Source organism: Amycolatopsis ponsaeliensis, assembly GCF_030182635.1.
Taxonomy (GTDB): Bacteria; Actinomycetota; Actinomycetes; order Mycobacteriales; family Pseudonocardiaceae; genus Amycolatopsis; species Amycolatopsis ponsaeliensis.
On sequence record NZ_JAPZLD010000087.1, the window covers coordinates 1 to 26,778 of the forward strand.

The 26,778-nt window shown below is 71.0% G+C and carries 29 protein-coding genes; 12 read left to right on the plus strand and 17 right to left on the minus strand.

Features of this window, described 5'->3' with window-relative positions; genetic code table 11:
* Positions 1–255 precede the first annotated feature (255 nt).
* The 5 genes from QQ657_RS54415 to QQ657_RS54435 all read left to right on the plus strand — a co-directional run bounded on the left by QQ657_RS54415 (position 256) and on the right by QQ657_RS54435 (position 4,501).
* Positions 256–1,581 (plus strand): helix-turn-helix domain-containing protein, encoded by a 1,326-nt coding sequence (locus QQ657_RS54415; protein ID WP_284750363.1) that lies wholly within the window; start codon positions 256–258, stop codon positions 1,579–1,581.
* Positions 1,582–1,879: 298 nt separating this feature from the next.
* Entirely contained in the window at positions 1,880–2,362 is a 483-nt protein-coding gene (locus tag QQ657_RS54420; protein ID WP_284750364.1) for a hypothetical protein, read from the plus strand.
* Between the two features lie 90 nt (positions 2,363–2,452).
* Positions 2,453–2,599: a hypothetical protein gene (locus QQ657_RS54425; RefSeq protein ID WP_284750365.1), complete on the plus strand. Its 147-nt coding sequence runs from the start codon at positions 2,453–2,455 to the stop codon at positions 2,597–2,599.
* Between the two features lie 92 nt (positions 2,600–2,691).
* Entirely contained in the window at positions 2,692–3,492 is an 801-nt protein-coding gene (locus tag QQ657_RS54430) for a dimethylarginine dimethylaminohydrolase family protein (protein WP_284750366.1), read from the plus strand.
* Positions 3,493–3,616: 124 nt separating this feature from the next.
* Positions 3,617–4,501: an intradiol ring-cleavage dioxygenase gene (locus QQ657_RS54435; RefSeq protein WP_284750367.1), complete on the plus strand. Its 885-nt coding sequence runs from the start codon at positions 3,617–3,619 to the stop codon at positions 4,499–4,501.
* On the opposite strand, the gene QQ657_RS54440 is transcribed toward QQ657_RS54435, so the two are convergent.
* Together QQ657_RS54440 and QQ657_RS54445 are read right to left on the minus strand one after the other, a co-directional pair.
* Complete coding sequence (locus QQ657_RS54440) at positions 4,498–4,866, minus strand: hypothetical protein (protein WP_284750368.1); 369 nt, start codon at positions 4,864–4,866, stop codon at positions 4,498–4,500. The genes QQ657_RS54435 and QQ657_RS54440 overlap by 4 nt on opposite strands.
* Before the next feature lie 15 nt (positions 4,867–4,881).
* Entirely contained in the window at positions 4,882–5,826 is a 945-nt protein-coding gene (locus QQ657_RS54445; protein ID WP_284750369.1) for an NADP-dependent oxidoreductase, read from the minus strand.
* 133 nt (positions 5,827–5,959) lie between these two features.
* On the opposite strand from QQ657_RS54445, the gene QQ657_RS54450 reads away from it, so the two are divergent.
* Positions 5,960–6,457 (plus strand): MarR family winged helix-turn-helix transcriptional regulator, encoded by a 498-nt coding sequence (locus tag QQ657_RS54450; protein WP_284750370.1) that lies wholly within the window; start codon positions 5,960–5,962, stop codon positions 6,455–6,457.
* 55 nt (positions 6,458–6,512) lie between these two features.
* Here QQ657_RS54450 and QQ657_RS54455 read toward each other — a convergent pair whose 3' ends face one another.
* Positions 6,513–7,370 carry a helix-turn-helix domain-containing protein gene (locus QQ657_RS54455; protein WP_284750371.1) on the minus strand — a complete coding sequence of 286 codons (858 nt, stop codon included), beginning with the start codon at positions 7,368–7,370 and terminating at the stop codon, positions 6,513–6,515.
* Positions 7,371–7,417: 47 nt separating this feature from the next.
* Between QQ657_RS54455 and QQ657_RS54460 the strand changes: the two genes are divergently transcribed.
* Together QQ657_RS54460 and QQ657_RS54465 are read left to right on the plus strand one after the other, a co-directional pair.
* Positions 7,418–9,253, plus strand: a complete 1,836-nt coding sequence (locus QQ657_RS54460; protein ID WP_284750372.1) for an FtsK/SpoIIIE domain-containing protein — start codon at positions 7,418–7,420, stop codon at positions 9,251–9,253.
* The gene (locus QQ657_RS54465; protein ID WP_284750373.1) at positions 9,250–9,543 is read left to right on the plus strand and encodes a hypothetical protein; all 294 of its coding nucleotides are present in this window, start codon (positions 9,250–9,252) and stop codon (positions 9,541–9,543) included. The genes QQ657_RS54460 and QQ657_RS54465 overlap by 4 nt, the downstream gene beginning before the upstream one ends.
* 89 nt (positions 9,544–9,632) lie before the next feature.
* Here the strand turns inward: QQ657_RS54465 and QQ657_RS54470 are convergent, their stop codons facing one another.
* Positions 9,633–9,899, minus strand: a complete 267-nt coding sequence (locus QQ657_RS54470; protein ID WP_284750374.1) for a hypothetical protein — start codon at positions 9,897–9,899, stop codon at positions 9,633–9,635.
* Between the two features lie 32 nt (positions 9,900–9,931).
* Positions 9,932–11,038, minus strand: a complete 1,107-nt coding sequence (rlmN, locus tag QQ657_RS54475) for a dual-specificity RNA methyltransferase RlmN (protein WP_284750375.1) — start codon at positions 11,036–11,038, stop codon at positions 9,932–9,934.
* 210 nt (positions 11,039–11,248) lie between these two features.
* Between rlmN and QQ657_RS54480 the strand changes: the two genes are divergently transcribed.
* Both QQ657_RS54480 and QQ657_RS54485 read left to right on the plus strand, forming a co-directional pair.
* Positions 11,249–11,842 carry a hypothetical protein gene (locus QQ657_RS54480; protein WP_284750376.1) on the plus strand — a complete coding sequence of 198 codons (594 nt, stop codon included), beginning with the start codon at positions 11,249–11,251 and terminating at the stop codon, positions 11,840–11,842.
* Between the two features lie 92 nt (positions 11,843–11,934).
* Positions 11,935–12,462, plus strand: a complete 528-nt coding sequence (locus QQ657_RS54485; RefSeq protein ID WP_284750377.1) for a DUF4352 domain-containing protein — start codon at positions 11,935–11,937, stop codon at positions 12,460–12,462.
* 40 nt (positions 12,463–12,502) lie between these two features.
* Here the strand turns inward: QQ657_RS54485 and QQ657_RS54490 are convergent, their stop codons facing one another.
* The 6 genes from QQ657_RS54490 to QQ657_RS54515 all read right to left on the minus strand — a co-directional run bounded on the left by QQ657_RS54490 (position 12,503) and on the right by QQ657_RS54515 (position 19,273).
* Complete coding sequence (locus QQ657_RS54490) at positions 12,503–14,812, minus strand: transketolase-like TK C-terminal-containing protein (RefSeq protein ID WP_284750378.1); 2,310 nt, start codon at positions 14,810–14,812, stop codon at positions 12,503–12,505.
* Between the two features lie 107 nt (positions 14,813–14,919).
* The gene (locus QQ657_RS54495; protein ID WP_284750379.1) at positions 14,920–15,405 is read right to left on the minus strand and encodes an Lrp/AsnC family transcriptional regulator; all 486 of its coding nucleotides are present in this window, start codon (positions 15,403–15,405) and stop codon (positions 14,920–14,922) included.
* Between the two features lie 12 nt (positions 15,406–15,417).
* Positions 15,418–16,425, minus strand: a complete 1,008-nt coding sequence (locus QQ657_RS54500) for an ABC transporter substrate-binding protein (protein ID WP_284750380.1) — start codon at positions 16,423–16,425, stop codon at positions 15,418–15,420.
* Positions 16,415–17,233, minus strand: a complete 819-nt coding sequence (locus QQ657_RS54505; RefSeq protein ID WP_284750381.1) for an ABC transporter ATP-binding protein — start codon at positions 17,231–17,233, stop codon at positions 16,415–16,417. Before QQ657_RS54505 ends, QQ657_RS54500 begins: the two co-directional genes overlap by 11 nt.
* 10 nt (positions 17,234–17,243) lie before the next feature.
* A complete protein-coding gene (locus QQ657_RS54510; RefSeq protein WP_284750382.1) occupies positions 17,244–18,269 on the minus strand; it encodes a FecCD family ABC transporter permease in 1,026 nt (341 codons plus the stop codon).
* Entirely contained in the window at positions 18,266–19,273 is a 1,008-nt protein-coding gene (locus QQ657_RS54515; RefSeq protein ID WP_284750383.1) for a FecCD family ABC transporter permease, read from the minus strand. The genes QQ657_RS54510 and QQ657_RS54515 overlap by 4 nt, the downstream gene beginning before the upstream one ends.
* 161 nt (positions 19,274–19,434) lie before the next feature.
* On the opposite strand from QQ657_RS54515, the gene QQ657_RS54520 reads away from it, so the two are divergent.
* On the plus strand, positions 19,435–20,070 hold the full coding sequence (locus QQ657_RS54520; RefSeq protein ID WP_284750384.1) for a PadR family transcriptional regulator: 636 nt from the start codon (positions 19,435–19,437) through the stop codon (positions 20,068–20,070).
* Here the strand turns inward: QQ657_RS54520 and QQ657_RS54525 are convergent.
* Entirely contained in the window at positions 20,007–20,819 is an 813-nt protein-coding gene (locus QQ657_RS54525; RefSeq protein ID WP_284750385.1) for a class I SAM-dependent methyltransferase, read from the minus strand. The genes QQ657_RS54520 and QQ657_RS54525 overlap by 64 nt on opposite strands.
* 112 nt (positions 20,820–20,931) lie before the next feature.
* On the opposite strand from QQ657_RS54525, the gene QQ657_RS54530 reads away from it, so the two are divergent.
* Entirely contained in the window at positions 20,932–21,777 is an 846-nt protein-coding gene (locus QQ657_RS54530) for a VOC family protein (protein ID WP_284750386.1), read from the plus strand.
* Here the strand turns inward: QQ657_RS54530 and QQ657_RS54535 are convergent.
* From QQ657_RS54535 to tsf, 5 genes are all read right to left on the minus strand, one after another.
* Positions 21,765–23,090, minus strand: a complete 1,326-nt coding sequence (locus QQ657_RS54535) for an MFS transporter (RefSeq protein WP_284750387.1) — start codon at positions 23,088–23,090, stop codon at positions 21,765–21,767. The genes QQ657_RS54530 and QQ657_RS54535 overlap by 13 nt on opposite strands.
* 80 nt (positions 23,091–23,170) lie before the next feature.
* A complete protein-coding gene (locus QQ657_RS54540; protein ID WP_285484979.1) occupies positions 23,171–24,040 on the minus strand; it encodes a phosphatidate cytidylyltransferase in 870 nt (289 codons plus the stop codon).
* Between the two features lie 305 nt (positions 24,041–24,345).
* The gene (gene frr / locus QQ657_RS54545; protein ID WP_155545327.1) at positions 24,346–24,903 is read right to left on the minus strand and encodes a ribosome recycling factor; all 558 of its coding nucleotides are present in this window, start codon (positions 24,901–24,903) and stop codon (positions 24,346–24,348) included.
* A gap of 50 nt (positions 24,904–24,953) precedes the next feature.
* Positions 24,954–25,697 (minus strand): UMP kinase, encoded by a 744-nt coding sequence (gene pyrH / locus QQ657_RS54550; protein WP_284750389.1) that lies wholly within the window; start codon positions 25,695–25,697, stop codon positions 24,954–24,956.
* Positions 25,698–25,811: 114 nt separating this feature from the next.
* Positions 25,812–26,627: a translation elongation factor Ts gene (gene tsf / locus QQ657_RS54555; protein ID WP_284750390.1), complete on the minus strand. Its 816-nt coding sequence runs from the start codon at positions 26,625–26,627 to the stop codon at positions 25,812–25,814.
* Positions 26,628–26,778: the final 151 nt, after the last annotated feature.

A 26,778-nucleotide genomic window follows, 5' to 3' on the forward strand; every position in this document is an offset into this window, starting at 1 on the left:
CCCCCGCGGGGGGCGCCCGCGCGGCGGCGCGGGCCCCCCCCGGGGGGGGGGCCGCCCCACCCCCCCCCGCGGCCCCCCCCCCGCGCCGGGCCGTCGAGTGTTGTCACAATTCACCGAAATACCGCAAACGGGCATCGGAAAATGATCAACCGAGCGTCAGAGAAATGCACGAACGGGCTAACGAGACCGCCAGACAGCGGAAGAGACACCGGCCGCGAAGAGCGACGCTGAGTGAGTGAGGGGAAGGGGATTCACATGGGCAGACCAGAAAAGCCCGTCAACACCTCCGGTGGCATCGCCACCCAGTTCGCTCGGGAATTGCGCGAACTGCGGGCACGGGCGGGCAACCCGACCTACCGGGAAATGGCCCGGTCGGCGATGTTCTCGTCGTCGGTGCTCTCCAGCGCGGCGAGCGGCAACCGGATGCCGTCGCTGCAGGTGACACTCGCCTTCGTCGCCGCGTGCGGTGGCGACGACGAGGCGTGGCGCCGGCACTGGCACGCCGCGACCAGCGGGTATACGCAGCCTCCGTTCGGGGGGCGCAAGAGAAGACCGACGTTGTTCCAGCGGCGTGGCACCCCGCCGCACCCGGCACAGCTACCGCAGCGCCCCCGGGGGTTCACCGGCCGCACGGCCGAGCTGGCCTGGCTGCGATCGCCCCGCGACACCCCGCTGGTGATCAGCGGCCCGGCCGGGGTCGGGAAGAGCGACCTCGCGCTGCACTACGCGCATTCGATCGCGACGGAGGAGACCGACGGGCAGCTCTACGCCGACCTCGGCGGCCTGCGCCACGGCGGCGGCGCTCCCCCGGTGCCGGCGACCGCCGACGTCCTCGACGGCTTCCTGCGCGCGCTCGGCGTCGACGACGACCAGCTGTCGGGCACGTTCGACCACCGGGCCGGGCTGTACCGCACGCTGCTGGCCGAACGCCGGCTCGTGGTCGTGCTGGACAACGTCCAGGACGAGCAGCAGGTGCGCCCGCTGCTGGCCGAGACCACCACGAGCACGACGCTGCTGGTCAGCCGCAAGCGGTTGCTGGGCCTGCGGGACGTCCACCGGCTGCAGCTGGCGCCGCTGCCGCGCGGCGACTCGATCGCGATGATCACCTCGGCGCTCCCGCACGTCGCCGTATCCGCGGGACCCGACAGCGACCGGCTCGCCGAGCTGTGCGGCGACCTGCCGCTCGCGCTCGACCTGGCGCTGCGCAAGATCGCCTCGCGGCCGCGGCTGACGCTGCGGCGGGTCGTCGACGAATGGCGCCTGAACGGCAACACCGCGGACTGGCTGAGCGTCGGGGACCTTTCCCTGCGCGACTGCCTGGAGTCGGCCTACCGCACGCTCGGCACGCCCGCGCGGGAGCTGCTGGAGCGGCTGGCGCGGACCCCGGCCGGCGGGTTCGACGCGGTGTCCGCGGCGCTGGACGAGCTCGTCGAGGAAATCGCCGACGCCGGCCTGCTCACGCACGCCGACCCGTACCTCGACGGCCACGCGCTGCTCCCGCCCGTGCGCGACTTCGTGCTCAGCACCGTCGAAAGCGGCGAACACGACCTTTCCGCCTTCGCGGGGCCGGTGTCCGCATAGCACCGGGACGGTCCGGCAACGGCGCCGCCGTCCCCGTCTTCTCCCCGAAAGCGCGGGATTGATTGTCCTTTGCGGACAACGCTCCCAGCCAAGTCCGCGATGGCCTGTAATCAGCAGAGCACGGGTTTTTCGCTGACGCAGGCAGGTCGGACACACCGGTCGTTCCGGCGGAACCCGTTCCCCCACGGATTTCCCGGAAGGACAGGTCATGCTCGACAACGGCATCCCGGTACGGATCCCGCCCACCCCGCGTCCGCCGGGGCCCGGTGTGCACCGACGCTACGCGGCGTATTACGCCATGTCTGCTTCGATCATGCTGCTCGTCGGCGCGATCTGGCTGTCGACGCAGCTGCGGCCGAGCACGGCGTGGCACGACATCGCGCTGTTCGCGCACCTCGCTTCCCTCATCCTGGGCTTCGGCGCGGTCCTGGTCGCGGACTACTTCTTCGCCCTGTGGGCGCTCGGGCGCGTGCCGTTCGCCGAAGCCGTCCGCAGCGCTTCCCGGCTGCACCTGCTGGTCTGGGGCGGGCTGACGGGCCTGGTGGCCAGCGGCGCGCTGCTGTCGCCGAACCTCGGTTCCACCGCCACGATCGTGAAGCTGTGCCTCGTCGGGGTGCTCGCCGTCAACGGCGTGCACGCGACCGTGCTGGGCAACCGCATGGCACTGGCCGACGGCCCGGTTTCCTTCCGGCTGCTCGTCCGGGGCGGGCTCACCACCGCGGTTTCGCAGCTGTGCTGGTGGGGCGCCGTCGTCATCGGCTTCCTGAACGCGACGCGATGACCGCGAAGCTGTCCGGATCTGGCCAGACCCCGGACCCCGCCCCCGGGCACCCTGAGTTTCCCCGGAGTTCCACGGAGAAAGGGAGAAGAAATGATCGCCAAACTGGTGCGCGCGGTGAGCACGGCCCTGCGTCCGGCCCCGTCGGCCACCACGGTCGCGCAGCGCATCGACGCGGCCCGGTCGCAGCCGGGCTACCTCATGACGATCGAGCTGTTCCGCCTGCGCGGCCTGGGCTGACCCGGCTCGCTCGCTTCGTCGGCCGTGCGCCTCCGGGCTGGTTCCCACGCCAGCCCGAACCTCACCCGCCCGTCCGACGAATCGAGTGACTCATGACCCACCAACGGCTCCTGATGTGTTCCGCGCGGTATTTCCGCATCGACTACGAAATCAACCCGTACATGCACGTCGGCGTCCAGCCCGACGTCGAAGCCGCCCTCGTGGAACACGAGAACATCGTGGAAGCGCACCTGGCGGCGGGGCGCAAGATCGAGTTCGTCGACGCGGACCCGTCCTGCCCCGACATGACCTACACCGCGAACGCGGCGGTGGTCCAGGGAAACCGCGCCGTGCTGGCGACGCTCCCGCCCGAGCGGGCGGACGAAACCCCGCACCACCGGGCGTGGCTGGAGTCCCACGAGTTCGAGGTGGCTTCGACGCCTTACGCGTTCAGCGGCCAGGGTGACGCGCTGGCGTGCGGGCCGCTGCTGCTGGCGGCACACGGGCAGCGCACGGACATCCGCGCGTTCCGGACCCTTCAGCAGCACCTGGACTACGAGATCGTCCCGCTCCGGACGACGAGTTCCCAGTGGTACGACCTCGACCTGGCGGTGGCCGTGATCCACCAGGGTTCCGTGCTGGCGTACAATCCGGCGGCGCTGGACGCGCCCAGCCTGCGTACGTTGCGGGGGCTGGGAATGGAGCTGATCGAGGTGTCGCCGGCCGAGGCGGCGGCGTTCGCGCTGAACCTGATCAGCGACGGCCGCACGGTGACGATGACCGCGGGAGCCCCGCGGCTGGCGGCCGACCTGCGGTCGCTGGGGCTGGCGGTGACGGAGCTGGACACGACGGAGCTCCGCAAGGGCGGCGGCGGCATCCGCTGCACGGCGCTGACGCTGGACAACCCCGCGTGACGCGTGGTGCCTGGCGAGGGCTGCCCCTCGCCAGGCACCGCGTTCGTCCGTAATGTTCTTTTCCAAAGCCGCCGCACAGCTCGCGCACAACGGCTCCCTACCTTTACCCAGCAAGGTCGAAGGCATGGAAAAGCCTGCTCCGGCCTACGAAGGCCGCCCACTGCCCCGGCCGCGGGACGAGGTCGTGGACCAAGGTCTCGGCTTCGACGTCGAAACGCTGCTCGATCGCCGCCGGGCGCTGAGGTTCCTCGGTCTGGGCGCGGCCGGTGCCGTGTTGACCGCATGCTCCGGCGGCACCGCCACGACGTCGTCATCGGTTTCGTCGTCGGCTTCGGCCGCGTCCGGCGAGATCCCGGACGAGACCGCGGGACCGTACCCGGGCGACGGCTCCAACGGGCCGGACGTGCTCGAGCAGAGCGGCGTCGTCCGCGGGGACATCCGGTCCAGTTTCGGCACCGGCAGCGCCACGGCCGAAGGCGTGCCGATGACGTTGGAACTGGTGGTGGCGGACCTGGCCAAGGGCGGCTCGCCGTTCGCCGGGGTGGCCGTCTACGTCTGGCACTGCGACCGCGCCGGCCGGTATTCCCTGTATTCCCAAGGGATCGAGAACGAGAACTACCTGCGCGGCGTCCAGCTCGCCGACGCCGACGGCCGGGTCCGCTACACGAGCATCTTCCCCGCCTGTTACGACGGCCGCTGGCCGCACATCCACTTCGAGGTGTACCCCGACCAGGCCGGCATCACCGACGCCACCCAGGCGATCGCCACGTCGCAGGTCGCGTTGCCGCAGAACGTGTGCGAGGCGGTCTATGCCCAACCCGGCTACGAGCAGTCCACTTCGAACCTCGCGAAGGTGAGCTTGAGCAAGGACAACGTGTTCGGCGACGACAGCGGCGCGTTGCAGCTCGCCACGGTGACGGGAGACGTGACGAGCGGCTACAAGGTGACGCTCAACGTCGGAGTGGACACCACGACCAAGCCATCGGGTGGGCAGCCGCCGTCCCGCTAGACGAGTTTCATCGTCGAGACAGCGGGCAGCCGATCGGGTGCTTCATCGGTGACCCACGCGTACTCGACGGCCGCCAGGTAACCGCCGCCGACCCAGACGAGCACCTCGCCGACGTATTCGCCCGCGCCGGTGCGGACTTCGGCCCCGGACGGTAGCTCCCCGTCCGGGACCGGCGCCGGCGCGACGGTGGCGGGCACGGCGAGGTCGACGCTCGGCTGCCCCTCCACCCACACCGCCACCACCCGGCAATGGGGTATCTGAGCGCGAAGCCGGTCCGCGCCGGCGAAGTCCGCGGACACCAGGAATTCGAGGACTTCGCGCTCCGCCCGCGTCAGTTCCCGGGGAGCGATGGGTACCGGTGCCATGGCGCTCCGTCTTGGTCAGGCAGTGGGCGGCAGGACGACGACTTTCCCCGCCAGTGTGCCCGCCGCGGCCTCGGCGTGGACGGCCGGCAGCTCGGCCAGCGGGACCCGCCGGGCGACGTCGACACGCAGCTCGCCACCGTCGATCAGTGCCACCAGCTGCGTCAGCTGCTCGGCGTCGCTGCGGACGAACAGGTCCACGCCGCGCACGCCGCGTTCTTCGTCGGCGGGCGCGGGCATCCACACCGTCGTGTTGACCACGACGCCGCCCGGCCGGACCAGGGTGACCAGCGCGGCCAGCTCGGCCGGGTCGACCGGCGCGAGGTTGAGCACGACGTCGACCGGCTCGGTCACCGCCTCGGTCACGCGAGTCGTGGTGTGGTCGATGACCTCGTCGGCGCCGGCCGACTTGACCGCCTCGCCGCTGCGCGGGCTGGCGGTGGCGATGACGTGCGCACCGGCCCGCCTGGCCAGCTGCACGGCGTAGCCGCCGACCGCTCCCCCGGCGCCGTTGACCAGCACGCGCTGCCCGGCTTCGAGCTTGCCGTGGTCGAAGAGCGCCTGCCAGGCGGTGAGGCCCACCACCGGCAGCGCGGCGGAGTCGGGCAGCGGAACGCTCTTGGGCGCCTTCGCCAGGATCCCGGCCGGCGCGATGACGTACTCGGCGGCGGCGCCGTCGCCATCCATCGGCAGGAAGCCGATGACGTCTTCGCCGACCTCGATGCCGTCGACGCCCTCGCCCAGCGCGTCGACCGTGCCGGCGACGTCGATACCGGGGGTGTGGGGCAGCACCACCGGGATGGGCCCGCGCATGAAGCCGCCGCGGATGTTGCCGTCGACGGAGTTGAACGACGTCGCGGCGACCCGGATCCGCACCTCACCGGCCCCGGGGACGGGCTGTTCGACGTCTTCGTAGCGCAGGACGCCGGGCTCGCCGTACTCGTGGAAACGCACTGCCTTCATCGAAGTCTCGCTTTCACTGGATGCCGTTTGCTTCGAACTCGAAGCAACTGAAGGCGACAGTACATCTGCTTCAAATTCGAAGCAAGTGATGCCGGTCACGACTCCTTCAAATTCGAAGCAGTAGACTGCGGTCATGCCTGATCCGTCGCTGAACCCGGTGCAGCTCGGCGCGTACTTCGACCTCGTCGAGGTGACCAGCCTGCTCCGGCACGCGGTCGAGCAGCAGCTGCGCGAGGCCGGCGAGCTCAGCTACGTGCAGTTCCAGCTCCTGGCCCGGCTCGGCGACTCGCCGACGGGCAGTCACCGCATGACCGACCTGGCCGACGGCGTCGTCTACAGCCGCAGCGGCCTGACCTACCAGGCCGGTCTGCTCGAGAAGGCCGGCCTGGTCGTGCGTGCCCCGGCTCCGGACGACGAGCGGAGCGTCACGGTCACCATCACCGAGGCCGGGCGCGCGCTGCTCGCGAAGGTGCTGCCGGGTCACATCGAGGTGGTCAGCGGCCTGCTGTTCGAGCCGCTCTCCCGCGCGGACGTCGAAACCCTGGCCGGCCTGCTGGCGCCGGTGCGCGACCACATGCGTTCGACGCCGCCTCGCTCGGCCGCGCCTCGCCGCCGCAAGGGCGGAGCTTGAGCGTTGTGCACGCCGGTGATCCACATGAGGCCCAGGATCGCGGCCGGCGGCCCGCTCAGCCTGGGCCGGTTTGGCCCACCCTGACGACGGACGGCCTGCCGGAGGCGCCGACGAGCTCACCGAGCCGCGCCGCGTCGGCCGAGCCCGGAGCCGCAGTGAGGACCACCGCCATCAAGTCATCGCCCGGGATGTCGAGCAGGTTGCCGTCGAGCGTGATTTCGCCGCCCTCGGGATGGCGGAACACGGCACGGTTCTCGTAGGCGCCGACCGTCCTCGACGTGCGCCACAGGGTGTCGAACGGCCGGCTCGTGCTCCGCAGCTCGTCGACGAGTTCGGCGAGCGACGCGTCAACCGGGTAGCGGACGTAGGTGCTGCGCAACCGGGCGACGAGCATCGCCTGGAATCCGGCCGCGCGCTCGTCGGTCCGGCTGATCCCGCCGAGCGCGCTGCGGAAGGTGCGCCACGCGACGTTCCAGTCCCGGGCGTGCCCGGTGGGCGCCCCGCATTCGAGCGCCAGCCAAGCACCGTTGACGGCGACCACGTTCCAGGCCGCGTCGGTCAGGAACACGGGAGTGGCCCCGAACCGGTCCAGCAGCCGCATCGCCCCTGCCCCGGCCGCGCGCGGAACCTGCCCGTCCGCGGCGGCATATCCGGCCAGAGCGCAGAGCCGTTCGTAGTCGGCGCGACTGACCCGCAAGGCACGCGCGATCGCGCTCACGACCCCCGCCGAGGGGTGACTGCGTCCCTGCTCCAGCCGCCGCACGTAGTCCGCTGACACCCCGGCGAGGTCGGCGAGCTCTTCCCGCCGCAACCCGCGAACCCGCCGGACACCACGCGCCGGCAGCCCCACCACGGCGGGCTCGGTGTTCTCGCGCAACCAGCGCACCGCAGCCCCGAGATCACGCAACGCCATGCTGCGAGTGTGCACCAGCGTCCCGGCTCTGCCCTACGGTGATCACCGTGGAGAACGACGGCGAATCCCGCCCGAGCGAGCCGGGGAGCGTCCCTTACCGCGTCCTGTCGATCCGGATGATCTGGTACGCGTCCGCCGTGATCGTGGTGCTGGGCGTCGCGGTCGCGGTCTGGTTGCTGACCGCCTTCGGCCACGGCGACGCGCAGGAGCGGAACCAGCTCGAGGCGATCAAGACCGCGGGCACCGTCGTGGTCGGGACGGGTGGCGCGGCGGCCCTGCTCCTCGCCGCGCGTCGTCAGCGAAGCACCGAAATCGGCTTGAAGCAGAAGGACCTGGATCAGGCCGCGGCGGCGCGCACGCACGCGCTCCAGGAGCAGATGGCCGAGGACACCCGGCTGGACTCGGCGGAGCGGAGGCTCACCGAGCTCTACAGCACGGCGGTCGACCAGCTGGGCTCGGACCGGCTGGCGGTGCAGCTCGGCGGGCTCTACGCCTTGGAGCGGCTCGGCCAGAACAGCCCGGGCCAGCGGCAGACGATCGTCAACGTGCTCTGCGCCTACCTGCGCATGTTCACCGACGCGGCCGCCGACGTCGTCGACGGCCGCGAAAACCACATCGGGCAGCAGGGGCGCGTCCGGCAGGCCGTCGGCGAGGTCCTGGCGGCCCACCTGCGCCCCGAGGCGCCGGACCACCGGTTCTGGCCGGACACCGACGTCGACCTCGCCGGCGCGAGCCTGCTCGGCTTCGACCTGAGCGGCTGCCGGGTGCGGTCGGCCGGCTTCCGGTCGGCGACCTTCGTGGGCAAGGCATCCTTCGGCGGCACGACGTTCACCGACGCGGCAGGCTTCGCCTCGGCGAAGTTCACCGCGGAAGCGGACTTCACCGGAACCAGGTTCGAGTGCTGCGCGGATTTCACGGCGGCGAGCTTCCGCGGCGATGCGCTGTTCACATCGGCGCTTTTCGACGAAGGCCTGAAGTTCGACGGCGCGGTGTTCCTGAGGAGCTCTCACTTCGGCTTGGCACGGTTCAGGCTCAGTGAGGCGGCCCCGGTGCCGTTCGAGGAACTGCCGCCGAACCTGGCACGGCAGTTGACCGCGCTGCCGACCAACGTTCCGTACAGCGAGGTCGCGACTTCCGAGCGGGACTCCTTGCCGCTCGGCGTCGGCATCGACGGAACACCGGCTTGCTGGCGGTACGACGCCGATCCGCACTTCGTGGCGTTCATGGGGCCGGAATCAGGCAAGACGACGCTGCTGCGCACGATCATCAGCGGCATCGTCGAGCGGCGCACACCGGCGGAGGCGCTGATCATGCTGGTCGACTACCGCCGCACCTCGCTCGGCTACGTGCCGGCGGACCACCTGCTGGCCTACGCGGTGACCCGGCCCCAGCTCGAGTCCATGCTCGGAGACGTCCGGGAATCGATGCGGCGACGGCTTCCCGGACCGGACGTCACGCAGGAGCAGCTGAAGAACCGCAGCTGGTGGTCAGGGCCCGACTTGTACGTGATCGTGGACGACGCCGAGCTGGTCTCCGAGGGCAGCGACGACCCACTCGAGCCGCTGCGCGAGTTCCTCCCGCAGGCGAAGGACGTCGGCTTGCACGTGGTGATCGCCCGCCGCACGGAACGAGCGGGCGAAGCACTCGGGAAGGGGGTGCTGAAAACCCTCGCCGACATCGCGGCACCGGGCGTAGTCGGCGACGGCGACTTCCTCGAGGGACCACTGCTGGGCGGAGTTTGGCCATCGGCACTGATGCCGGGCCGCGTGACGTCGGTCAGGCGCGCCGGCCAGGAACTGGTTCAGCTCGTGTGGCCGGGCCCCGAACCTCTCGAAGCCCCTCCCAGCACCGAATCCGGCGACTCGGAAACGGTCAGCGGTTGAGCAACTTGGACGGTACGTTCACGAGCGCACTGGACGCGCTGGCGGCCTCGGCCGAGTGGTCGGACATCGATTCGTACCATCCGTCGTCACCGTTCGACGAGATTCCGCTCTACTCCCGGGACTCCGACGTGGCCTTCTTCGACGGCCGGCCGATTCGAGAAGCGAATGAGGTTCTGCTTCGCTACTCGGCCCGGTTCCTCGCCGACCTGGTCGGCGCTGTCGAACGCACGGGCAGGGAGCCTGCCGGTCGGTACTTGCGGATGATCTCGCTCCTGGAGTTGTCCGACTAGCACCCGCGGAGACCGAGAAGTGCCTGCCAGGGTCTACGTCCAAGCCGTCGTGGACGGTTGGCACTCGGCAGCGATCAGGTCGGAGACGGTCAGCGGCTGAGCCACGGAGCGAGCAGCTTCTCCAGATCAGCATCCGACAAAGCACGCGGCCCACCGTGAAACTCGTGCCACCGGGAAGCATCCCGCGCCGCGTTGTACTCCACCTCGTACGCGCGCATCAGCACGTACATGAACGTCACCGAGCTGAACCGCTCACCCAGCAGCGTCCGCGCCTCGCGGGCGACGTCCGTCGCGCCGGCGAAGTCCGTGAGCTTCAACGATTCCGCAGCCGGGTCCAGCAGGCTGGGGGCATACATCACGACAAACTCTCCATCGTAGAAACGAAAACTCAGCCTTCGGCCGCGAGCTGGCCACAAGCCGCGGCGATCTCCTGGCCGCGCGTGTCACGCACTGTGCACGCTACTCCGCCCGCGTTCACCAGCCGCACGAACTCCCGCTCGACCGGCTTCGGCGACGCGTCCCACTTGGACCCCGGCGTCGGGTTCAACGGGATCACGTTGACGTGCACCAGCTGGCCCAGGTGCTTGCGCAGCCGCTTCGCGAGCAGCTCGGCCCGCCACGGCTGGTCATTGATGTCCCGGATCAAGGCGTACTCGATCGACACCCGGCGACCCGACGTATCCGCGTAGTACCGAGCGGCGGAGAGCACCTCGTCCACCGACCAGCGCTCGTTCACCGGCACTAGCGTGTCCCGCAGCTCATCGTCCGGCGTGTGCAGCGAAACCGCGAGACGCACCTGCATCTTCTCGTCGGCAAGCTTGCGGATCGCCGGCGCCAAACCCACCGTCGACACCGTCACCGAACGCTGCCCGATCCCCAGCCCACCCGGCGAGGGATCCGTGATCCGCCGCACTGCGGCCACCACGCGCTTGTAGTTGGCCAGAGGCTCGCCCATGCCCATGAAGACGATGTTCGACAGCCGCCCGGGGCCACCCGGCATCGCGCCGTCGCGCATGACCGCTGCCGCCGAACGGACCTGGTCCACGATCTCCGCCGTCGACAGGTTGCGGTCCAGACCGCCCTGGCCGGTCGCGCAGAACGGGCACGCCATGCCGCAGCCCGCCTGGCTCGAAATGCACAGCGTCGCGCGGTCCGGGTAACGCATCAGGACGCTCTCCAGCAGCGTGCCGTCGTGGGCTCGCCACAGCGTCTTGCGCGTCGCGCCCTTGTCGGCCTCCAGCGCGCGGACCTCCGTCAGCAACGTCGGCATCAGCGACTCGACCAGCTTCGAACGGGACGCCGCCGGGATGTCCGTCATCTCCGCCGGGTCGACCGTCAGGCGCGAGAAGTAGTGGTTCGACAGCTGCTTCGCGCGGAACGGCTTCTCCCCCAGCTCGGCCACGGCGGCGGCGCGCTCGGCCACCGAAAGGTCGGCGAGGTGGCGCGGCGGCAGGCCGCGCTTGGGAGCGTCGAAAACGAGCGGGAGGGCAGTCATAACCGAACCAGTGTCCCACGGGCCCCGAGCCGCCGCCCGGGCCGCCCCGGCGGGGTGTACCCCAGGTCACCCCGCGAACCGGACGAGCCGCGACCCGGTGGACGACACCGCGTCCCAGCGCCTCCGGCGGCCCTGGCTAGATTGTCGACCGCCCGGTGAAACCGGCCGGGGCGCTCGTGAGTCCAAGGGCGGACGAAAGAGGTGAACCCCGTGCGGAGCCGTTTCATCCTGGCCGTCGCCGTGGTGCTGGGCGCCACCGCCTGCAGCACCACCACCGGCGGTCAGGCGCAGCCCGTCCCGACCGTGACCAAGGTCGCCGGGCCGCAGATCGTCGTCTCGACCATGCACGTCGCCCTGCCCGTGGGCGCGAAGTACACCGACAAGAGCCAGGACGGCCTGCTCGACGGCTGCGTCGGCGAAGGCGGCGCCGTCTGCCACGCAAGGCTGCTGGACCTGCACGAGGCGACTTCGGACCCCAACGCGCCCATCAACCTGCCCAGCGCGAAGCGGCCCTTCGGCTGGTACACCGGCACGGACGTCCCGACCTGCATCACCGCCACCTCACCGCCCGGGGACGCCGCCGTCGCGACCGGCAGCGACCTGCTCGAGTCCGGGTTCAAGCCGATCGGCCCGAAGAAGGCCGAGTACGGCAAGTGGCAGGTCACCTGCCAGGACGCGAGCCAGAACAACCAGGTCCGCATGTGGTGGCTGCCGACGAGCAAGATCCTCGTGGTCGAGTACGGGGCTTCCCGCGACTGGGACGAGAAGATGGACACGATGCTCGCGAGTGCGACCTTCGCCTAGGTGACTGTGTGCGTTCCGTGTGGCGGGATGTCGCAAGATCACCTCCCTCTCCGACTGGGGGAGATTTTCTTGCTGTGCGAAAGGTTCCTCAAATGCGTCGTGTCCTGATCTCCGGTTTGGCGGCCGGACTGCTCATCGTCTCCGCCGGCTGCTCCGCCACTTCGACCCCCGCCTCGGCCGGCACCGCCGACGGCAAGACCAGCGAGGCCGCGGACAAGCCGGCCGACAAGAAGATCGGCAAGACGATCACCGTCAAGGACGACGAGAACACCGCGGACATCACCCTCAACTCGGTCGGCACGATCGAGGAGGGCACGACGCCGGGCATCAAGGCGAAGGCCGGCAGCTTCGTCGTGTTCGACCTGAAGATCGTCGGCAAGAAGGGCGAGTTCAGCACGAACGGGCTGTACGTCTGGCTGAAGACGCCGGACGGCAAGACCGTCAAGGGCACCGACGGCATGGCGCCCGCGACGGCCGCCGAGCCGGACCTGCCGCTGAAGGACCTGAAGCCGGGCGAGGAAGCGGCCGGCAAGGTCCTGCTCGACGCACCGCTGGAGCCGGGCGCGAAGATGATCTGGACCGACGCGCTGGACAAGCCGCTCGCCGAGTGGGACCTCTGAGACCCGCGCCGGAGCCCGGGGCGGCCCGGGTTCCGGCAGGTCAGGCCACCACGTCGAGCGCCGCCCGGATGATCGCGTCCGTGTCGATGCCGTGGTGGCGGTACACGTCCTCCAGCGACCCGGACTGGCCGAAGCCCGTGACGCCCAGCGCGACCGACGGCACCCGGTTGACCCCGGCCAGGAACGCCAGCGTGTGCGGGTGCCCGTCGAGCACGGTGACCAGCGGCTTCGCCCGCGAAGCCGGGAAGGCCTGGTCGAGGATCCACGACTCCCCGCCGCCCCGGCCCGACCGCGCCTGCAGAGCCTCGAACAGCAGGCCCGGGCTGGTCACGCACACGACGTCGGCCTCGACGCCCACCTGGGCCAGCCGCTCGGCCGCCGCGAGGGTGTCCGGCACCAGCGCGCCCATCGCCGCCAGCGTGACCGCCGGAGACGCCGCGCGCCGCAGCAGGTACGCACCCGCGACGACCTGACGGCGACGCCGTCCGCGCGCCGCCGGGTCGGCGGGCACGCCGGCCAGGGTCTGGTCGACCGGACGCGTCGAAAGCCGGAAGTACGACGACGTGCCGCCCGGCTTGCCAAGCCGGCCGAGCGCGGCCAGCAGCGTCCACTCGGTGTCGATCGCGAACGCGGGCTCGTAGCTGACGCAGCGGGGCTGTTCGATGCCGATCGACGGCGTGGTGATCGACTGGTGCGCGCCGCCCTCCGGAGCGAGCGTGACGCCGGAGGGCGTGCCGATCAGGATCGACTGCCCGCCCGCGTAGATGCCGAACGACCACGGCTCCAGCGCGCGCTCGACGAACGGGTCGTACATGACGCCGATCGGCAGCAGCGGCTCGCCCCAGCGGCTCCAGGTCGCGCCCAGTTCGCCGAGCAACCCCACGAGGTTCGTCTCGGCGATGCCCAGCTCGACGTGCTGGCCGGTCGGCTTCTCGCGCCAGTGCATGATCGTTTCGGGGTCGTCGTCGAACCAGTCGCGGCGCTCGGTCGCGGACCAGACGCCGACCTTGTTGACCCAGCCGCCCAGGTTGGTCGTCGAGCTGACGTCGGGGCTGACCGTCACGACCCGCTTCGCCGCTTCGGGCGCTTCGCGCGTCAGGTCGAGCAGCACGCGTCCCAACGCGGCCTGCGTCGTCGCGGTGCCGGACGGCGTCCGCCCGATGTCGACCGGCAAGTCCAGCGAAGGCGCCGAAGGGATGTCGGGACGGCGAAGGCGCGTAGCGACTTCAGCACACAAGACAGCTTCAGGCGAGCCCGATGCGAAGCCCTGCCACGGCGACGCGAGATCCGTCCCGAGCGACGTCGCCAGCTCTTCCATCTGCGCGACGGTCAGCAGCGACGAGTGGTTCTGCGGGTGCCCCTGCGTCGGCAGGCCGCGGCCCTTGACCGTGTAGGCGAAGATCACCGTCGGGCGGCTGTCCGAAATGGACGCGAAGACCTCGTCGAGCGAGCCGAGGTCGTGGCCGCCGAGGTTGCGGATCGCGGCCAGCAGCGTCGCGTCGTCCAGCGAGGCAACCAACGAAGCCAACGCGGCGTTGTCCGCCGGCAGCCGGTCGCGCAGCTGGGCCGCGTCGCAGCGCAGCAGCCGCTGGTACTCGGGATTCGGCATCGCGTCGATGCGCGCACGCAGCTCGGTGCCGCCGGGCCGGGTGAACAGCTCCTCCAGCAGCCGCCCGTACTTCAGCGTCAGCACCTGCCAGCCGGCCGCGTCGAACATGCCCTGCAGCCGCCCGGCCGCGATGTTCGGCACGACGCGGTCGAGCGACTGGCGGTTGAGGTCGACGATCCAGACGATCTCGCCCAGCTCCGCGACACCCGGGTCGAGGATGGCTTCCCAGATCGCGCCTTCGTCCAGCTCGGCGTCACCGACCAGCGAGTACTGGCGCCCGGTGCCGGCGGACGAGCCCCGCGTCGTCAGGTACCGGCGGGCCAGCGCACCCCAGATTGGCGCGGTGGCGCCGATGCCGACCGAGCCGGTCGAGTAGTCCACCGGGTCAGGGTCCTTCGCGCGGCTCGGGTAGCTCTGCAGTCCGCCGAACTCGCGCAGCGTCGGCAGGTAGGCCTCGTCCAGCTCGCCGAGCAGGTAGTTGATCGCGTGGAGCACCGGCGACGCGTGCGGCTTCACCGAGACACGGTCCTCGGGACGCAGGTGCCGGAACCACAGCGACGTCATGATCGAGACCAGCGACGCGCACGACGCCTGGTGCCCGCCGACCTTGAGCCCGGACGGGTTGGGCCGGACGCGGTTGGCCTGGTGCACGATCGCGGTGGCGAGCCACAGCACCCGCCGTTCGATCGCGGCGAGCTCGTCCGAGCCGGTCGCCGGAGCCGTCGGGGAGGCCTGAGTCATCGTCGACACCTTTCGTGCAGGAAGCGCCCCCAAGGACACCACTGGTGGACGCAACGCACAACCGAGGCCATTGGAAGTGCGCAGAATGCCCACCGGCGAGGGACGGCTCAGGTCTCCGGGTGCGCAGAATGCACGCGCTCGAGCAGGGGCGTCAGGCGGTACGGGACGAGCTCGCGCATGACGAGCGAGATGTTCGTCCGCTCCACGCCGGGCGAGGCCAGGATGCGCCCGGCGATCCGGTAGAGATCGTCCGCGTCGACGGCCACGACCTGCACCATCAGATCGCTCGCCCCGGTCAGCCCGCACACCTCGGTGACCTCGGGGATCACGGCCAGCGCGTCGGCGATCTCGGCGAGGCGCCGCTGGTCGACCTGCGCGTTGACGAACGCCCGCAGCGGGTAGCCCAGCCGCGCCGGGTCGATGCGGCGTTCGAACGACCCGAGGACGCCGCGCTGCTCCAGCCGCGCGAGCCGGGCCTGCACCGTGTTGCGGGACAGGCCCAGCCGCTCGGCCAGCGCGACCGCCGTGGACCGAGGGTCCTCCCCCAGCGCCTGGAGCAGGCGCGCGTCGATCTCGTCGATGGTTTCCGGCACGGCCCGATCTTCTCAGCCCAAGTACTTCTTGAGGTCGTCGAGGACCTTCATCGCCCCGATCGGGCCGAGGCCGAGGAACCACACCGAGTCGTCGACCGGGATGGCGTGCTTCGCCTTCACCGCGCTCAACCCCGCCCACAGCCCGCTGCTCGTGACGGCCTTCTCGTCCGCGCTCGGGCCGGCGCCGAGGCTGGAGTAGAAGATCCAGTCGCCGTCGGCCTCGTCGATGCGCTCCTTGGAGATCTGCGCGGCGAGCTCGTCGATGTTCTGGTTGGCCGGGCGCGCGAGGCCGGTGTCCTTGAGGATGACGCCGATGAACGACAGGTTGCCGTAGAGCCGGATGCCGGTGGAGTGGAACCGCAGCAGCGAGATCTTCGGCGCGCCCTTGACCGCGGCCTTCACCTCGTTCGCGCGCTTCTGGTAGTCGTTCAGCAGCCCGGTCGCCTGCGTCTCCGCGCCCAGCGAAGCGCCGATCAGGAGCAGGTTCTCCTTCCACGGGAACCCGGGGCGGATGCTGAACACCGTCGGCGCGATCTTCGACAGCTGCGGGTAGAGGTCGTTCGCCCGCAGCTTGCTGCCGAGGATGAGGTCCGGGTTCAGCGCCGCGATCGCCTCGAGGTTGAGGTTGCTGATCCCGCCGATCGCGGGGATCCCCTTCGCGCGGTCGGCCAGGTAGGCGGGCACGTCGTTCTGCCCGGCGTTGGTGGCCATGCCGACCGGGGTGATGCCGAGCGCGAGGACGTCGTCGAGCTCGCCGCTGTCGAGCACGACGACCCGTGACGGCTTCTTGTCCAGCTTCGTCTTGCCCAGCGCGTGGGTGACGGTCCGCGGGAAGACGCCCGGGCCGGCGTCCGCGCCGAGCTTCGCGGTTTCGGTGTCCGCGGTCGAGAACAGCCGGCCGCCGGTGGCGACGTCCTGGTCGCCGACGCCGGACGTGCTCGGCTTCTCCGGGTGGCCGCAGGCGGCCAGCAGCGTGCCGGCCGCGAGCACCGCGGCCAGGCGAGTCCACTTAGGACGCATCGGGGGTTCCTTCTTCTCGGGGAGTGGCCCGCCGCCTGCCGATCGGGACGACCAGGGGCGTGGCGGAGACCGGGTCGGGGATGACCTGGCAGGGCATGCCGAAGACGTCGGCGACGAGCTCGGCGGTGAGGATGTCGGCGGGCGCACCCTCGGCGGCGATCCGGCCGTCCTTCATCGCGATCAGGTGGTCGCCGTAGCGGGCGGCCAGGTTGAGGTCGTGCAGGACGATGACGATGGTGCGGCCGTCTTCGGCGTTCAGCTCGGCGAGCAGGTCGAGGACCTCGACCTGGTGGGCGATGTCGAGGAACGTCGTGGGCTCGTCGAGCAGCAGCAACCGCGTCCGCTGCGCCAGGGCCATGGCGATCCAGACGCGCTGGCGCTGCCCGCCCGACAGCTCGTCGACCGGGCGGCCGGCCAGCTCGACGGTGTCGGTCGCGAGCATCGCCTTCGCGACGGCGTCGTCGTCTTCGTCGCTCCAGCGGCGGAACATCCCCTGGTGCGGGTAGCGGCCGCGGCCGACGAGGTCGGCGACCGTGATGCCCTCGGGCGCGGTCGGCGACTGCGGCAGCAGGCCCAGCACGGTCGCGACGTCCTTGCTGCGCCACGTCGTGATGCCCTTGCCGTCGAGGTAGACCGCACCCGCGGTCGGCGTGAGCAGCCGCGCGAGCCCGCGCAGGAGCGTCGACTTCCCGCAGGCGTTGGTCCCGACGATCATCGTCACGCGCCCCTCGGGGATGCGGACGGACAGGTCCTTGACCACGCGCAGCGGCCCGTAGCCGAGTTCGAGGTTCTCGGTGTGCAGTGTCACGGCGTTCCTCTCACACTCGCCCGGCACGGTTCGCCGTCGCGAGCAGCCACAGCAGGTAGGGCGCGCCGACGGCGCCGGTGACGACGCCGACCGGCAGCTGCTCGCCCAGCAGGTGCTGAGCCGCGAAGTCGCCCAGCAGCACCACGAGCGCCCCGGTCAGCGCGGCCGGGACGAGCCCGGCGCGGGCGCCGCCGACGAGCCGGGTCGCGATCGGGTTGGCCACGAAGGCGACGAACGAGATCGGGCCGGCCGCCGCGGTCGCGAACGCGGCGAGCGCGACCGCGACCACCAGCAGCGCCAGGCGGCTGCGTTCGACGCGCAGGCCGAGCCCGGCCGCGGTGTCGTCGCCGAGCTGCAGCCCGGTCAGCGCGCGGCTGAGCAGCAGCGCCGCGGGCACGAGCACGACGAGCGCGGCGGCGAGGGGACCGGCGTGGTCCCAGGTCCGCGCGTTGAGGTTGCCGGTGAGCCAGATCAGGGCCTGCTGGGCGAGCGTCACGTCGGCCCAGGTCATCAGGTACGAGACGACGCTGGTGAGCATCGCCCCGATGCCGACGCCGACGAGCACCAGCCGGTAGCCGTGCACGCCGCCGCGGCGGGACAGGAGGTAGATCGCGGCGCCGGTGAGCAGCGCCCCGGCCAAGGCCGCGGCGGAGACGACCGGGCCGGCGGCGCCGAACAGCACGATCGCGACGACCGCGGCGGCACTCGCGCCCTGCGTCACGCCGATGACGTCCGGGCTGGCCAGCGGGTTGCGCAGCAGGCGCTGGAAGAGCGCCCCGGCCGTCCCGAAGGCGACGCCGACGAGCAGGCCGGTGACCGCCCGCGGCAGCCGGAGTTCGGTGACGACGTAGGCCGCGCGGCCGACGTCGTCGCCGAAGAGCAGTCCGGGGAGGTCGCCGATCGGCAGCGGGAAGTCGCCGACGGCCAGCGAAGCCGCGAAGACGACGACGATCGCGAGGAAAAGCAGCAGCGACACCGATCGCGAGCGGACCGCATCGCGGCGGCGCGCGGCGACGACCGCCTCGACGGCGTTCACACCGTCACGACCTTCCGGCGGCGCACCAGGAACACGAACACCGGCGCGCCCAGCAACGCCGTGATGATCCCGACCTGGACCTCGGCCGGGCGCGCGACCACGCGGCCGACGACGTCGGAAACCAGCAGGAGCAGCGGGGCGAGGAGCGCGGAGTACGGGAGCAGCCAGCGGTGGTCGGGCCCGGTGACCAGCCTCGCGACGTGCGGCACCGTCAGCCCGACGAACGCGATCGGCCCGGCGATCGCCGTCGCCGCGCCGCAGAGGACGACCACGGCGAGCGCGCACACGAGCCGCGCCGCCGGCACGTTCTGGCCGAGCGAGCGGGCGACGTCCTCGCCGAGCGCGAGCGCGTTGAGCATCCGCGCGGCGACCAGCGCGAGCACCACGCCCACCACGATGAACGGCACGGCCTGGGTGATCGTCGTGGCGTCCCGGCCCGCCAGCGAGCCGACCTGCCAGAACCGGTACTGGTCGAACGTCGTCGCGTCGGTCAGCAGCAGTCCGCTGGTCACCGAGGCCAGCGCGGCGGAGACCGCGGCCCCGGCCAGCGCGAGCTTCACCGGTGTCGCCCCGACCCGGCCGAGCGAGCCGATGCCGTAGACGACGGCGCCCGCGGCCGCGGCGCCGGCGAAGCCGAACCAGACGTACCCGCCGACGCTCGCGATGCCGAAGGTGCCGATGCCCAGGACGACGAAGAGAGCAGCGCCCGCGTTGACGCCGAGCAGCCCCGGGTCGGCGAGGGGGTTGCGCGTCGCGCCTTGGATGACGGCGCCGGACAGGCCCAGCGCGACGCCGGCGAGCACCCCGGCGAGCGTGCGCGGGAGCCGGAGTTCGCGGACCACGAGGTGGTCGGGGTTGCCCGGCTGGAAGTGGAAGAGCGCGTCCAGCACGGTGCCCGGGCTCAGGCCGCGGGTGCCGACGGCGACGCTGAGCAGCACCGCGGCGGCGACGGCCGCGGCGAGGACCAGCAGCCCAGCCGTCAGCGAGAGCGATCGGGTGCGCACTGGTCGTTACCTTTGCTAACAGGTGTTTAGGCTTGCCTAATCTAAGGCTCAGCACTTGAAGGCTCAAGCTCCGTGAGCGGCATCACCGGGACGAGGTTGTCATCCGACTGTTTCCGATATATCGTGAACGTGTCGCAACAGTTCGAGAAAGGAACACAGACATGCGTAGGCAACGACACCCCTTCACACAGGAACACCCCTTCGCCCAGGGACGTGGGCGAGCACCCTTCGGTGGTTTCGGCGACTTCCCCCCGGGCTTCGGCCCCGGCGGCGGACGCGGCCGGGGTCACGGACCGGGCCGGCGGGGTCACGGCGGACGGCGCAGCCGCCGCGGTGACGTCCGCGCCGCGATCCTGGCGCTGCTCGCCGAGCAGCCCCGGCACGGCTACGAGATCATCCGCGAAATCGGCGAGCGCTCCGGCGGCTTCTGGCGGCCGAGCCCCGGCTCGGTCTACCCGACACTGCAGCTGCTGGCCGACGAAGGCCTGGTCGTCAGCAAGGACGAGCACGGCAAGAAGCTCTTCGAGCTGACCGACGCCGGCCGCACCGCCGCGGAAGAGCAGGACAGCACCCCGCCGTGGGAGCAGATCGCGCAGGACGTCGACCCGACCGAGATCGGGCTCGCCAAGGCGGGCAAGAACCTGGCCGCCGCCGTCGTGCAGATCATGCGCGCGGGCACCGAGAGCCAGCAGGCCCGCGCGGCCGAGGTGCTCAACGACGCCCGGCGCTCGCTCTACGGCATCCTCGGCGAGGACGAGGACGAGTCCTCGGCTCCTTCCGAAGAAGCAGCCGAGTGACCTGGCAGGACGAGGCCGGTGGGCTTGACCCGCGTGTGGACGCGGTAGCCCACCGGCAGCGTCAGGTCGTGCGCGCGATTCCCATTACGCTGCACCGACTCCGCGATCGCCTGTTCGGCGACTCGCTTGCTGAACTCGATCTTCAGCACCGCTTCGAGGTCCCGCGCCGTCTCGAACCGCCACTCGGTGGTGACCCGGCGGCAGCCGAACCCGGCCCGGGCGAAGAACCGTTCGACGGCGCCCGGGTCGTAGTGCGGTAGGTCGGCGCGCATCCAGGAGCCGTAGGGCTCGCTGGTCACGTCGAGGTCGACGATCAGGAACACCCCGCCCGGCCGCAGCACCCGCTCGGCTTCGGCCAGCCCCGGCTCGCAGCCGGGCCCGAAGAAGTAGGCCGTGCGCGCGTGGACGACGTCGACGCTCGCGCTGCGGACCGGCAGCCGCTGGGCCCGGCCCAGCTTGACGTCCACGTTCGACAGACCCTTCACGCGCTCCAGCGCGCTTCGCACGAGCGGCTCGTGGGGCTCCACCCCGAGCACGGAACGCGCGTCGCGGGCGAAGCGCGGCAGGTGGAACCCGTCGCCACAGCCGACGTCCAGCACGTCCCGGCCGGCCCAGTCGTGTTCTTCGCGGAGCACGCGCCAGATCTCGCCGCCGCTGTCCTGCGCCTGGTTCTCCAGCTCGTAATCGGCCTGGTAGTACCAGATGTTCGGACTCGGCACGACCTCCGCGCGCCGGGACGACCACCGCACCGTTGCTCCTTTCGGGGCCTTCACCCGCCGACAGTGATTCACCGGCGGCGAATTCTTGGCGGAAACCTTACGGATCACGCATAGAATTCGGTGGGTCTCGGGAGGAGCACCCATGGCGATCGATCCGTCCACCACGTCGTCCCCGGTCCCGGCCGGAATTCCGTGCTGGATCGAGCTGGCCTGCCGCGAACAGGCCGTGGCGGAGAGATTCTACGGGGCCCTCTTCGGCTGGACGTACGCCACTCAGCGCGACCCGGCGACGTCCGACGGCCGGTACGCCATCGCGACGCTCAACACCGTCCCGGTGGGCGGTCTCTACCGCGCCGCACAGGGTGCGCCGCTGGGCTGGATGCCGCACCTGTCCGTGCCGCACACCGCGAGCGCGGCCGAATGGGTGGAGCACCTCGGCGGGCGGCTGACGCTCGGGCCGATGCCGATCCCGCAGCGCGGCACGATCCTGCACGCCTACGACGCGTGCGGCGCGCCGGTGGTGTTCTGGGAGGTGCCGCCGGACTGGGAATTCGTCACCGGGATCCCCAACACCTTCAGCGGCGCGGACCTCAACACCCACGACGGCGTCGCGGCGGATCACTTCTACACCAAGCTGTTCACCTACGGGAGCCACCAGATCGGCGACGGCGAGTCGCTCGACTACGTCGAATGGCTCATCGAGCACGAGCCGGTGCTGTACCGGTACGTGATGGGCTCGGAGTACAGCCTGGACACCCCGCCGCACTGGCTCGTCTACTTCGACATCGACCCGGCCCGCGGCGTCGACGCCGTCGCCGGCGAAGCGCTGATGAACGGCGGCACCGTCGTGATCCAGCCCTACGACACGCCGTTCGGCCGGATGTCGATCCTCGCCGACCCCGAGGGTGCGGTCTTCGCGGTGATCGACCACTCGCGCGTCTCCGAGGACTGGGGCCGCGCCGAGGTCGACGACCCCTACGACGACTGACGTCCGGCGAACGCGAGTCCCGCGACGAGCGCGTACCCGCCCGCCACCAGCCACATCCCGGTGGCGGGCAGCAGCGCGCCGACGAGCGCGACCCCGATCGCTCCCCCGGTCTGGCGCGACGCGTTGAGCACGCCGGCGGCCAGCCCGGCCTTGCCCGGCAAGGAGTTCATCGCCAGCGACGTCATCGCGGGCATGGCCAGCGAGCAGCAGCCGAACACGACCGAGACGACGACGAACGGCACGAGCGCGCGATCCGCGGGCAGCAGCGCGAAGCCCACCGAACCGGCCAGGCCCGCCAGCGCGCCCGCGACCATCGGGACGCGCGGGCCGGATCGTCCGGTCAGGCGGCCGCTGAAGAACGCGTTGAGCCCGACCACCAGCGTCAGCGGCACCAGGGCGAGCCCGGCGGCGAGCGCGCCGAGCGACCAGGCGCGCTGCAGGTACAGCGCGAGGCAGAAAAGCGTGCCGTAGAGGCAGAAGTTGAACAAGCCGCCGATCCCGGTGGCCACCGCGAAGTTCCGGATCTTCAGGATCCCGAACGGCAGCACGGGATCGCCGACGCGCTTCTCGACCGCCACGAACACCGCGCCCGCCACCACTCCCCCGGCCAGCAGCGCGAGAGTCCCCGGCGCGAGCCAGCCGGCGTGCCCGGACTCGATGAACCCGGCGACGAGCCCCGCGAGCGACGCCGTGCCCGTCACCTGCCCGGCCAGATCCAGGCGGGTGGCGGCGTGGCGCGGCGGTTCCGCGACCGCGCGCCGCGTCAGCACGATCGCGACGACGCCGACCGGGACGTTGACCGCGAAGACGAGCCGCCAGTCGGCGAGGCCGACCGCGAGCCCGCCGAGCATCGGCCCGGCGGCGAGCCCGACCCCGCTCATGCCACCCCACACGCCGAGGGCGCGCGCCCGCTCCCGCGCGTCCGGGAACTGGTGGACGATCAGCGCGAGCGACGACGGCAGCAGCGCGGCGGCACCCGCGCCCTGCACGGCCCGCGCCGTGATCAGCCAAGCCGTGTCCCCGGCGAGCGCGCAGCCGATGCTCGCGAGGACGAAGACGGCGACACCCACCTCGAAGACGCGTCGCGAACCCCACCGGTCACCGGCGGCGCCCCAGGTGAGCAGGAACGCGGCGAGCGTGACGGTGTAGGCGTCGACGACCCACTGCAGCGCGGCGGTCGACGGTTCGCCGAAGTCGGCGCCGATCGCGGGCAGGGCGAGGTTCACGATGGTCGCGTCGAGCGTGATCATCACGAAGCCCAGGCAGACGGCGGTCAGCGCCAGTTTCGCCGGGGCGCGGGTTTCGGTGGGCATGCCCTGAGTGAAACCCGCCGAAGCTTCGGTGGTCCACGAACCATCGCCTACGTCTGGTAGGCGGAAGCTCCCACCGCAGGTCAGCCGAGCGGGACGAACGCCGAGAGCAGGAGCCACGACACAACCGCCGACGGCAGCAGGGAGTCGAGGCGGTCCATGATCCCGCCGTGCCCGGGCAGCAGCGTGCCCATGTCCTTGACGCCGAGGTCGCGCTTGATCAGCGACTCGACCAGGTCGCCGAGGGTCGCGGTCAGCACAATCGCGACACCGAAGATCACGCCCTGCCAGACGTGGCCGTCCAGCAGCAGGCTGAGGGTCAGCGCGCCGGCCACGACGCCGCCGACCAGCGAACCGCCGAAGCCTTCCCAGGTCTTCTTCGGGCTGATGGTGGGCGCCATCGGGTGCTTGCCGCCGAGCACGCCGGCGATGTAGCCGCCGGTGTCCGACGCGACGACGCCGATCAGGAACGTCAGGACCCGCCCGACGCCGTCCGACGGCGGCACGAGCATCGCCGCGAAGGCGCCGAAGAGCGGCAGGTAGGCGGCGGCGAACACCGACGCGCTGATGTCGCGCAGGTAGCCCTTCGCGCCGCCGGGCAGGCGCCAGAGCAGGCAGGCGAGCACGGTGAGGACGAACGCCGTGAGCGCGCCTTCCCGGCCGAACGGCCAGGCGAGCCAGATCATCGCCTGCCCGCCGACGAGCACCGGGATCATCGCGACCCGCGTGTCGGCGACCCGGCGCAGCACCCCGGCGAACTCGAAGGTGCCGACCGCGATCGCGATCGCGATGATCCCGATGAACAGGAAGCGCACGGTGAGCAGGGAAACGATGATCGCGGCCCCGAGCAGCAGCCCGACGCCGATGGCCGCGGGCAGGTTCCGGCCGGCCTTGGAGGCCTTCTTGGCCTCGGGGGCCGGGACAGCCGCCCCGGCGCTTCCGGCGGCCGACAGCCGATCCGCTTCGCCCGTTCCCGGCGGGGTCTCCGGCACGACCGGCGTCTCCGCCGCGGCAGTTCCGGCGGACGGCAACCGGCCCGCATCGCCGTTCTCCGAGGCCTCCGGCACAGCCGTCGCCCCGTTGGCGGAACCCGAGGTCACCGGCGCGCCTTCCGGCGTGCGGCTCGCCGCGGTGGTTCCCGGGAACTCCGGCGTGGCCGGAGCGCCGGCCTCGGCCGCCCCCGACGTCCCGGAAGCGGCCGCCGGGTGATCTCCGGTGGCTTCCACCCGGTCCTCGCGTTCCTCGCTCACCTGTGCCATCAGACCTCGAGCAGCTCGGCTTCCTTGTGCTTGACCAGCTCGTCGACCTTGTGCGAGTAGGTGTCGGTGAGGTTCTGCAGTTCCTTCTCCGCGCGCACGACCTCGTCCTCGCCCGCTTCGCCGTCCTTGCCGATGCGGTCGAGCTCTTCCTTGGCCTTGCGGCGGATGCTGCGGATGGTCACCCGGGCGTCCTCGCCCTTGCTCTTGGCGACCTTGACCATCTCCTTGCGCCGCTCCTCGGTGAGCTGTGGGATGACGATCCGGATCACGTTGCCGTCGTTGCTCGGGTTGACCCCGAGGTCGGACTCGCGGATCGCCTTCTCGATGGCGTTCAGCTGCGTCTGGTCGTAAGGCTTGATCAACGCCATCCGGGCTTCCGGCACGTTCACGCTGGCCAGCTGGTTCAGCGGGGTCGGCGCGCCGTAGTAGTCGACCACGATGCGCGAAAACATCGACGAGGTGGCGCGGCCCGTGCGGACCGACGTCAGATCGTCCTTCGCGACGGAAACCGCTTTTTCCATCTTCTCCTCGGCATCGAGGAGGGTCTCGTCGATCACGGCTACTCCCGTTGTTGTGATGGGTGGCGCTGCGGTTGATCCCAGCAGGTCTAGGCCGGCACCCCGTCGGCGGGGGTGCTGACCAACGTGCCGATTCTTTCACCACTCACCGCGCGGGCGATGTTCCCCTCGGTGAGCAGGTTGAACACGATGATCGGCATGTTGTTGTCCATGCAGAGGCTGAACGCCGTCGCGTCGGCGACCTTGAGGTCCCGCTCCAGCACCTCGCGGTGGGTGATCTCGCGGAACATCTCGGCGGTGGGGTCGCTCTTCGGGTCCGCGGTGTAGACGCCGTCGACGGCCTTGGCCATCAGCACGGCCTCGCAGCCCAGCTCGAGCGCCCGCTGCGCCGCCGCGGTGTCGGTGGAGAAGTACGGCATGCCGACCCCGGCGCCGAAGATCACGACGCGCCCCTTCTCCAGGTGCCGCTCGGCGCGGCGCGGGATGTAGGGCTCGGCGACCTGCCCCATCGTGATGGCGGTCTGCACGCGGGTGGGCAGGCCCTCCTTCTCCAGGAAGTCCTGCAGCGCCAGGCAGTTCATCACGGTGCCCAGCATCGCCATGTAGTCGGCGCGGTCGCGGTCCATGCCGCGCACCGACAACTCGGCGCCGCGGAAGTAGTTGCCGCCGCCGATCACGACCGCGACCTGGACGCCGGTGCGGGCGACGTCGGCGATCTGCTGCGCGACCGAGTGGACGACATCCGGATCGACGCCGATCGAACCACCGCCGAACATTTCGCCGCCCAGCTTCAGCAGCACCCGCCGGTAGCCACCTTCGACCCGGTCACCCATCTATGTCGCCTCCTAGGCCCCTCGACCCTTGTTCCCTATCTAGACCTGACAGTGCCCCGTCCCCGATGGACGGAGACGGGGCACTGGGGGTGAAACCTACGCCCGGACCTGGCCTCAGGCCTGGCCGACCTCGAAGCGCGCGAACTTCGTGATCGTCACGCCTGCCGCGTCGAGCAGAGCCTTGACGGTCTTCTTGTTGTCCTTGACCGACGGCTGCTCGAGCAGCACGTTGTCCTTGTAGTACGCGTTGACCTTGCCCTCGACGATCTTCGTCATCGCCTGCTCCGGCTTGCCCTCTTCACGGGCGGTCTTCTCCGCGATGGAGCGCTCGTTCTCGACGATCTCGGCGGGCACCTCGTCGCGGGTCAGGTACTTCGCGCGCAGCGCGGCGACCTGCATGGCGGCGGCGCGGGCGGCCTCGGTGTCGTCACCGGTGAACTCGATGAGCACGCCGACGGCCGGCGGCAGGTCCGAGCCGCGGCGGTGCAGGTAGTTCGTGGTCTGGCCCTCGAAGGACACGACGCGGCGCAGTTCGAGCTTCTCGCCGATGCGGGCGGACAGCTCCTGCACGACCTCGTTGACCGTCTTGCCGTCCAGCTCGGCGCCCTTGAGGGCGTCCACGTCGCTGGTCTTGACGGTCTTCGCGACCTCGACGATCTTCGCGGCGAGCGCCTGGAACTCGGCGTTCTTCGCGACGAAGTCCGTCTCGGAGTCGAGCTCGATCAGGACGCCGCCGTCGCCGGCGACGAGGCCTTCGGCGGTGGCGCGCTCGGCGCGCTTGCCGACGTCCTTGGCGCCCTTGATCCGGAGGAACTCGACGGCCTTGTCGAAGTCGCCGTCGTTCTCCTCCATCGCCTTCTTGCAGTCCATGAAGCCGGCGCCGGTCATCTCGCGCAGGCGCTTCACGTCAGCGGCGGTGTAGTTCGCCATTCTGCTAAATCCGTCCTTTTCAGGTACGTGAAATCCTTGGGGGGAGCTACGTCCGTGGGGGGGGGGGGGGGGGAGCCGCCCCACGCGCGACGGTTGGATTTGCGGTTGGGGGGTGGTGGTCTGGGGGGGGATCAGGCGGGGCGTACGTCCG

Bases quoted from the DNA above. Each gene is read 5' to 3' on its own strand.
- QQ657_RS54415 (WP_284750363.1), top strand. From the start codon at position 256: ATGGGCAGACCAGAAAAGCCCGTCAACACCTCCGGTGGCATCGCCACC.
- QQ657_RS54420 (WP_284750364.1), top strand. From the start codon at position 1,880: ATGTCTGCTTCGATCATGCTGCTCGTCGGCGCGATCTGGCTGTCGACG.
- QQ657_RS54425 (WP_284750365.1), top strand. From the start codon at position 2,453: ATGATCGCCAAACTGGTGCGCGCGGTGAGCACGGCCCTGCGTCCGGCC.
- QQ657_RS54430 (WP_284750366.1), top strand. From the start codon at position 2,692: ATGACCCACCAACGGCTCCTGATGTGTTCCGCGCGGTATTTCCGCATC.
- QQ657_RS54435 (WP_284750367.1), top strand. From the start codon at position 3,617: ATGGAAAAGCCTGCTCCGGCCTACGAAGGCCGCCCACTGCCCCGGCCG.
- QQ657_RS54440 (WP_284750368.1), bottom strand. From the start codon at position 4,866: ATGGCACCGGTACCCATCGCTCCCCGGGAACTGACGCGGGCGGAGCGC.
- QQ657_RS54445 (WP_284750369.1), bottom strand. From the start codon at position 5,826: ATGAAGGCAGTGCGTTTCCACGAGTACGGCGAGCCCGGCGTCCTGCGC.
- QQ657_RS54450 (WP_284750370.1), top strand. From the start codon at position 5,960: ATGCCTGATCCGTCGCTGAACCCGGTGCAGCTCGGCGCGTACTTCGAC.
- QQ657_RS54455 (WP_284750371.1), bottom strand. From the start codon at position 7,370: ATGGCGTTGCGTGATCTCGGGGCTGCGGTGCGCTGGTTGCGCGAGAAC.
- QQ657_RS54470 (WP_284750374.1), bottom strand. From the start codon at position 9,899: ATGTATGCCCCCAGCCTGCTGGACCCGGCTGCGGAATCGTTGAAGCTC.
- rlmN (WP_284750375.1), bottom strand. From the start codon at position 11,038: ATGACTGCCCTCCCGCTCGTTTTCGACGCTCCCAAGCGCGGCCTGCCG.
- QQ657_RS54485 (WP_284750377.1), top strand. From the start codon at position 11,935: ATGCGTCGTGTCCTGATCTCCGGTTTGGCGGCCGGACTGCTCATCGTC.
- QQ657_RS54490 (WP_284750378.1), bottom strand. From the start codon at position 14,812: ATGACTCAGGCCTCCCCGACGGCTCCGGCGACCGGCTCGGACGAGCTC.
- QQ657_RS54500 (WP_284750380.1), bottom strand. From the start codon at position 16,425: ATGCGTCCTAAGTGGACTCGCCTGGCCGCGGTGCTCGCGGCCGGCACG.
- QQ657_RS54520 (WP_284750384.1), top strand. From the start codon at position 19,435: ATGCGTAGGCAACGACACCCCTTCACACAGGAACACCCCTTCGCCCAG.
- QQ657_RS54530 (WP_284750386.1), top strand. From the start codon at position 20,932: ATGGCGATCGATCCGTCCACCACGTCGTCCCCGGTCCCGGCCGGAATT.
- QQ657_RS54535 (WP_284750387.1), bottom strand. From the start codon at position 23,090: ATGCCCACCGAAACCCGCGCCCCGGCGAAACTGGCGCTGACCGCCGTC.
- pyrH (WP_284750389.1), bottom strand. From the start codon at position 25,697: ATGGGTGACCGGGTCGAAGGTGGCTACCGGCGGGTGCTGCTGAAGCTG.
- tsf (WP_284750390.1), bottom strand. From the start codon at position 26,627: ATGGCGAACTACACCGCCGCTGACGTGAAGCGCCTGCGCGAGATGACC.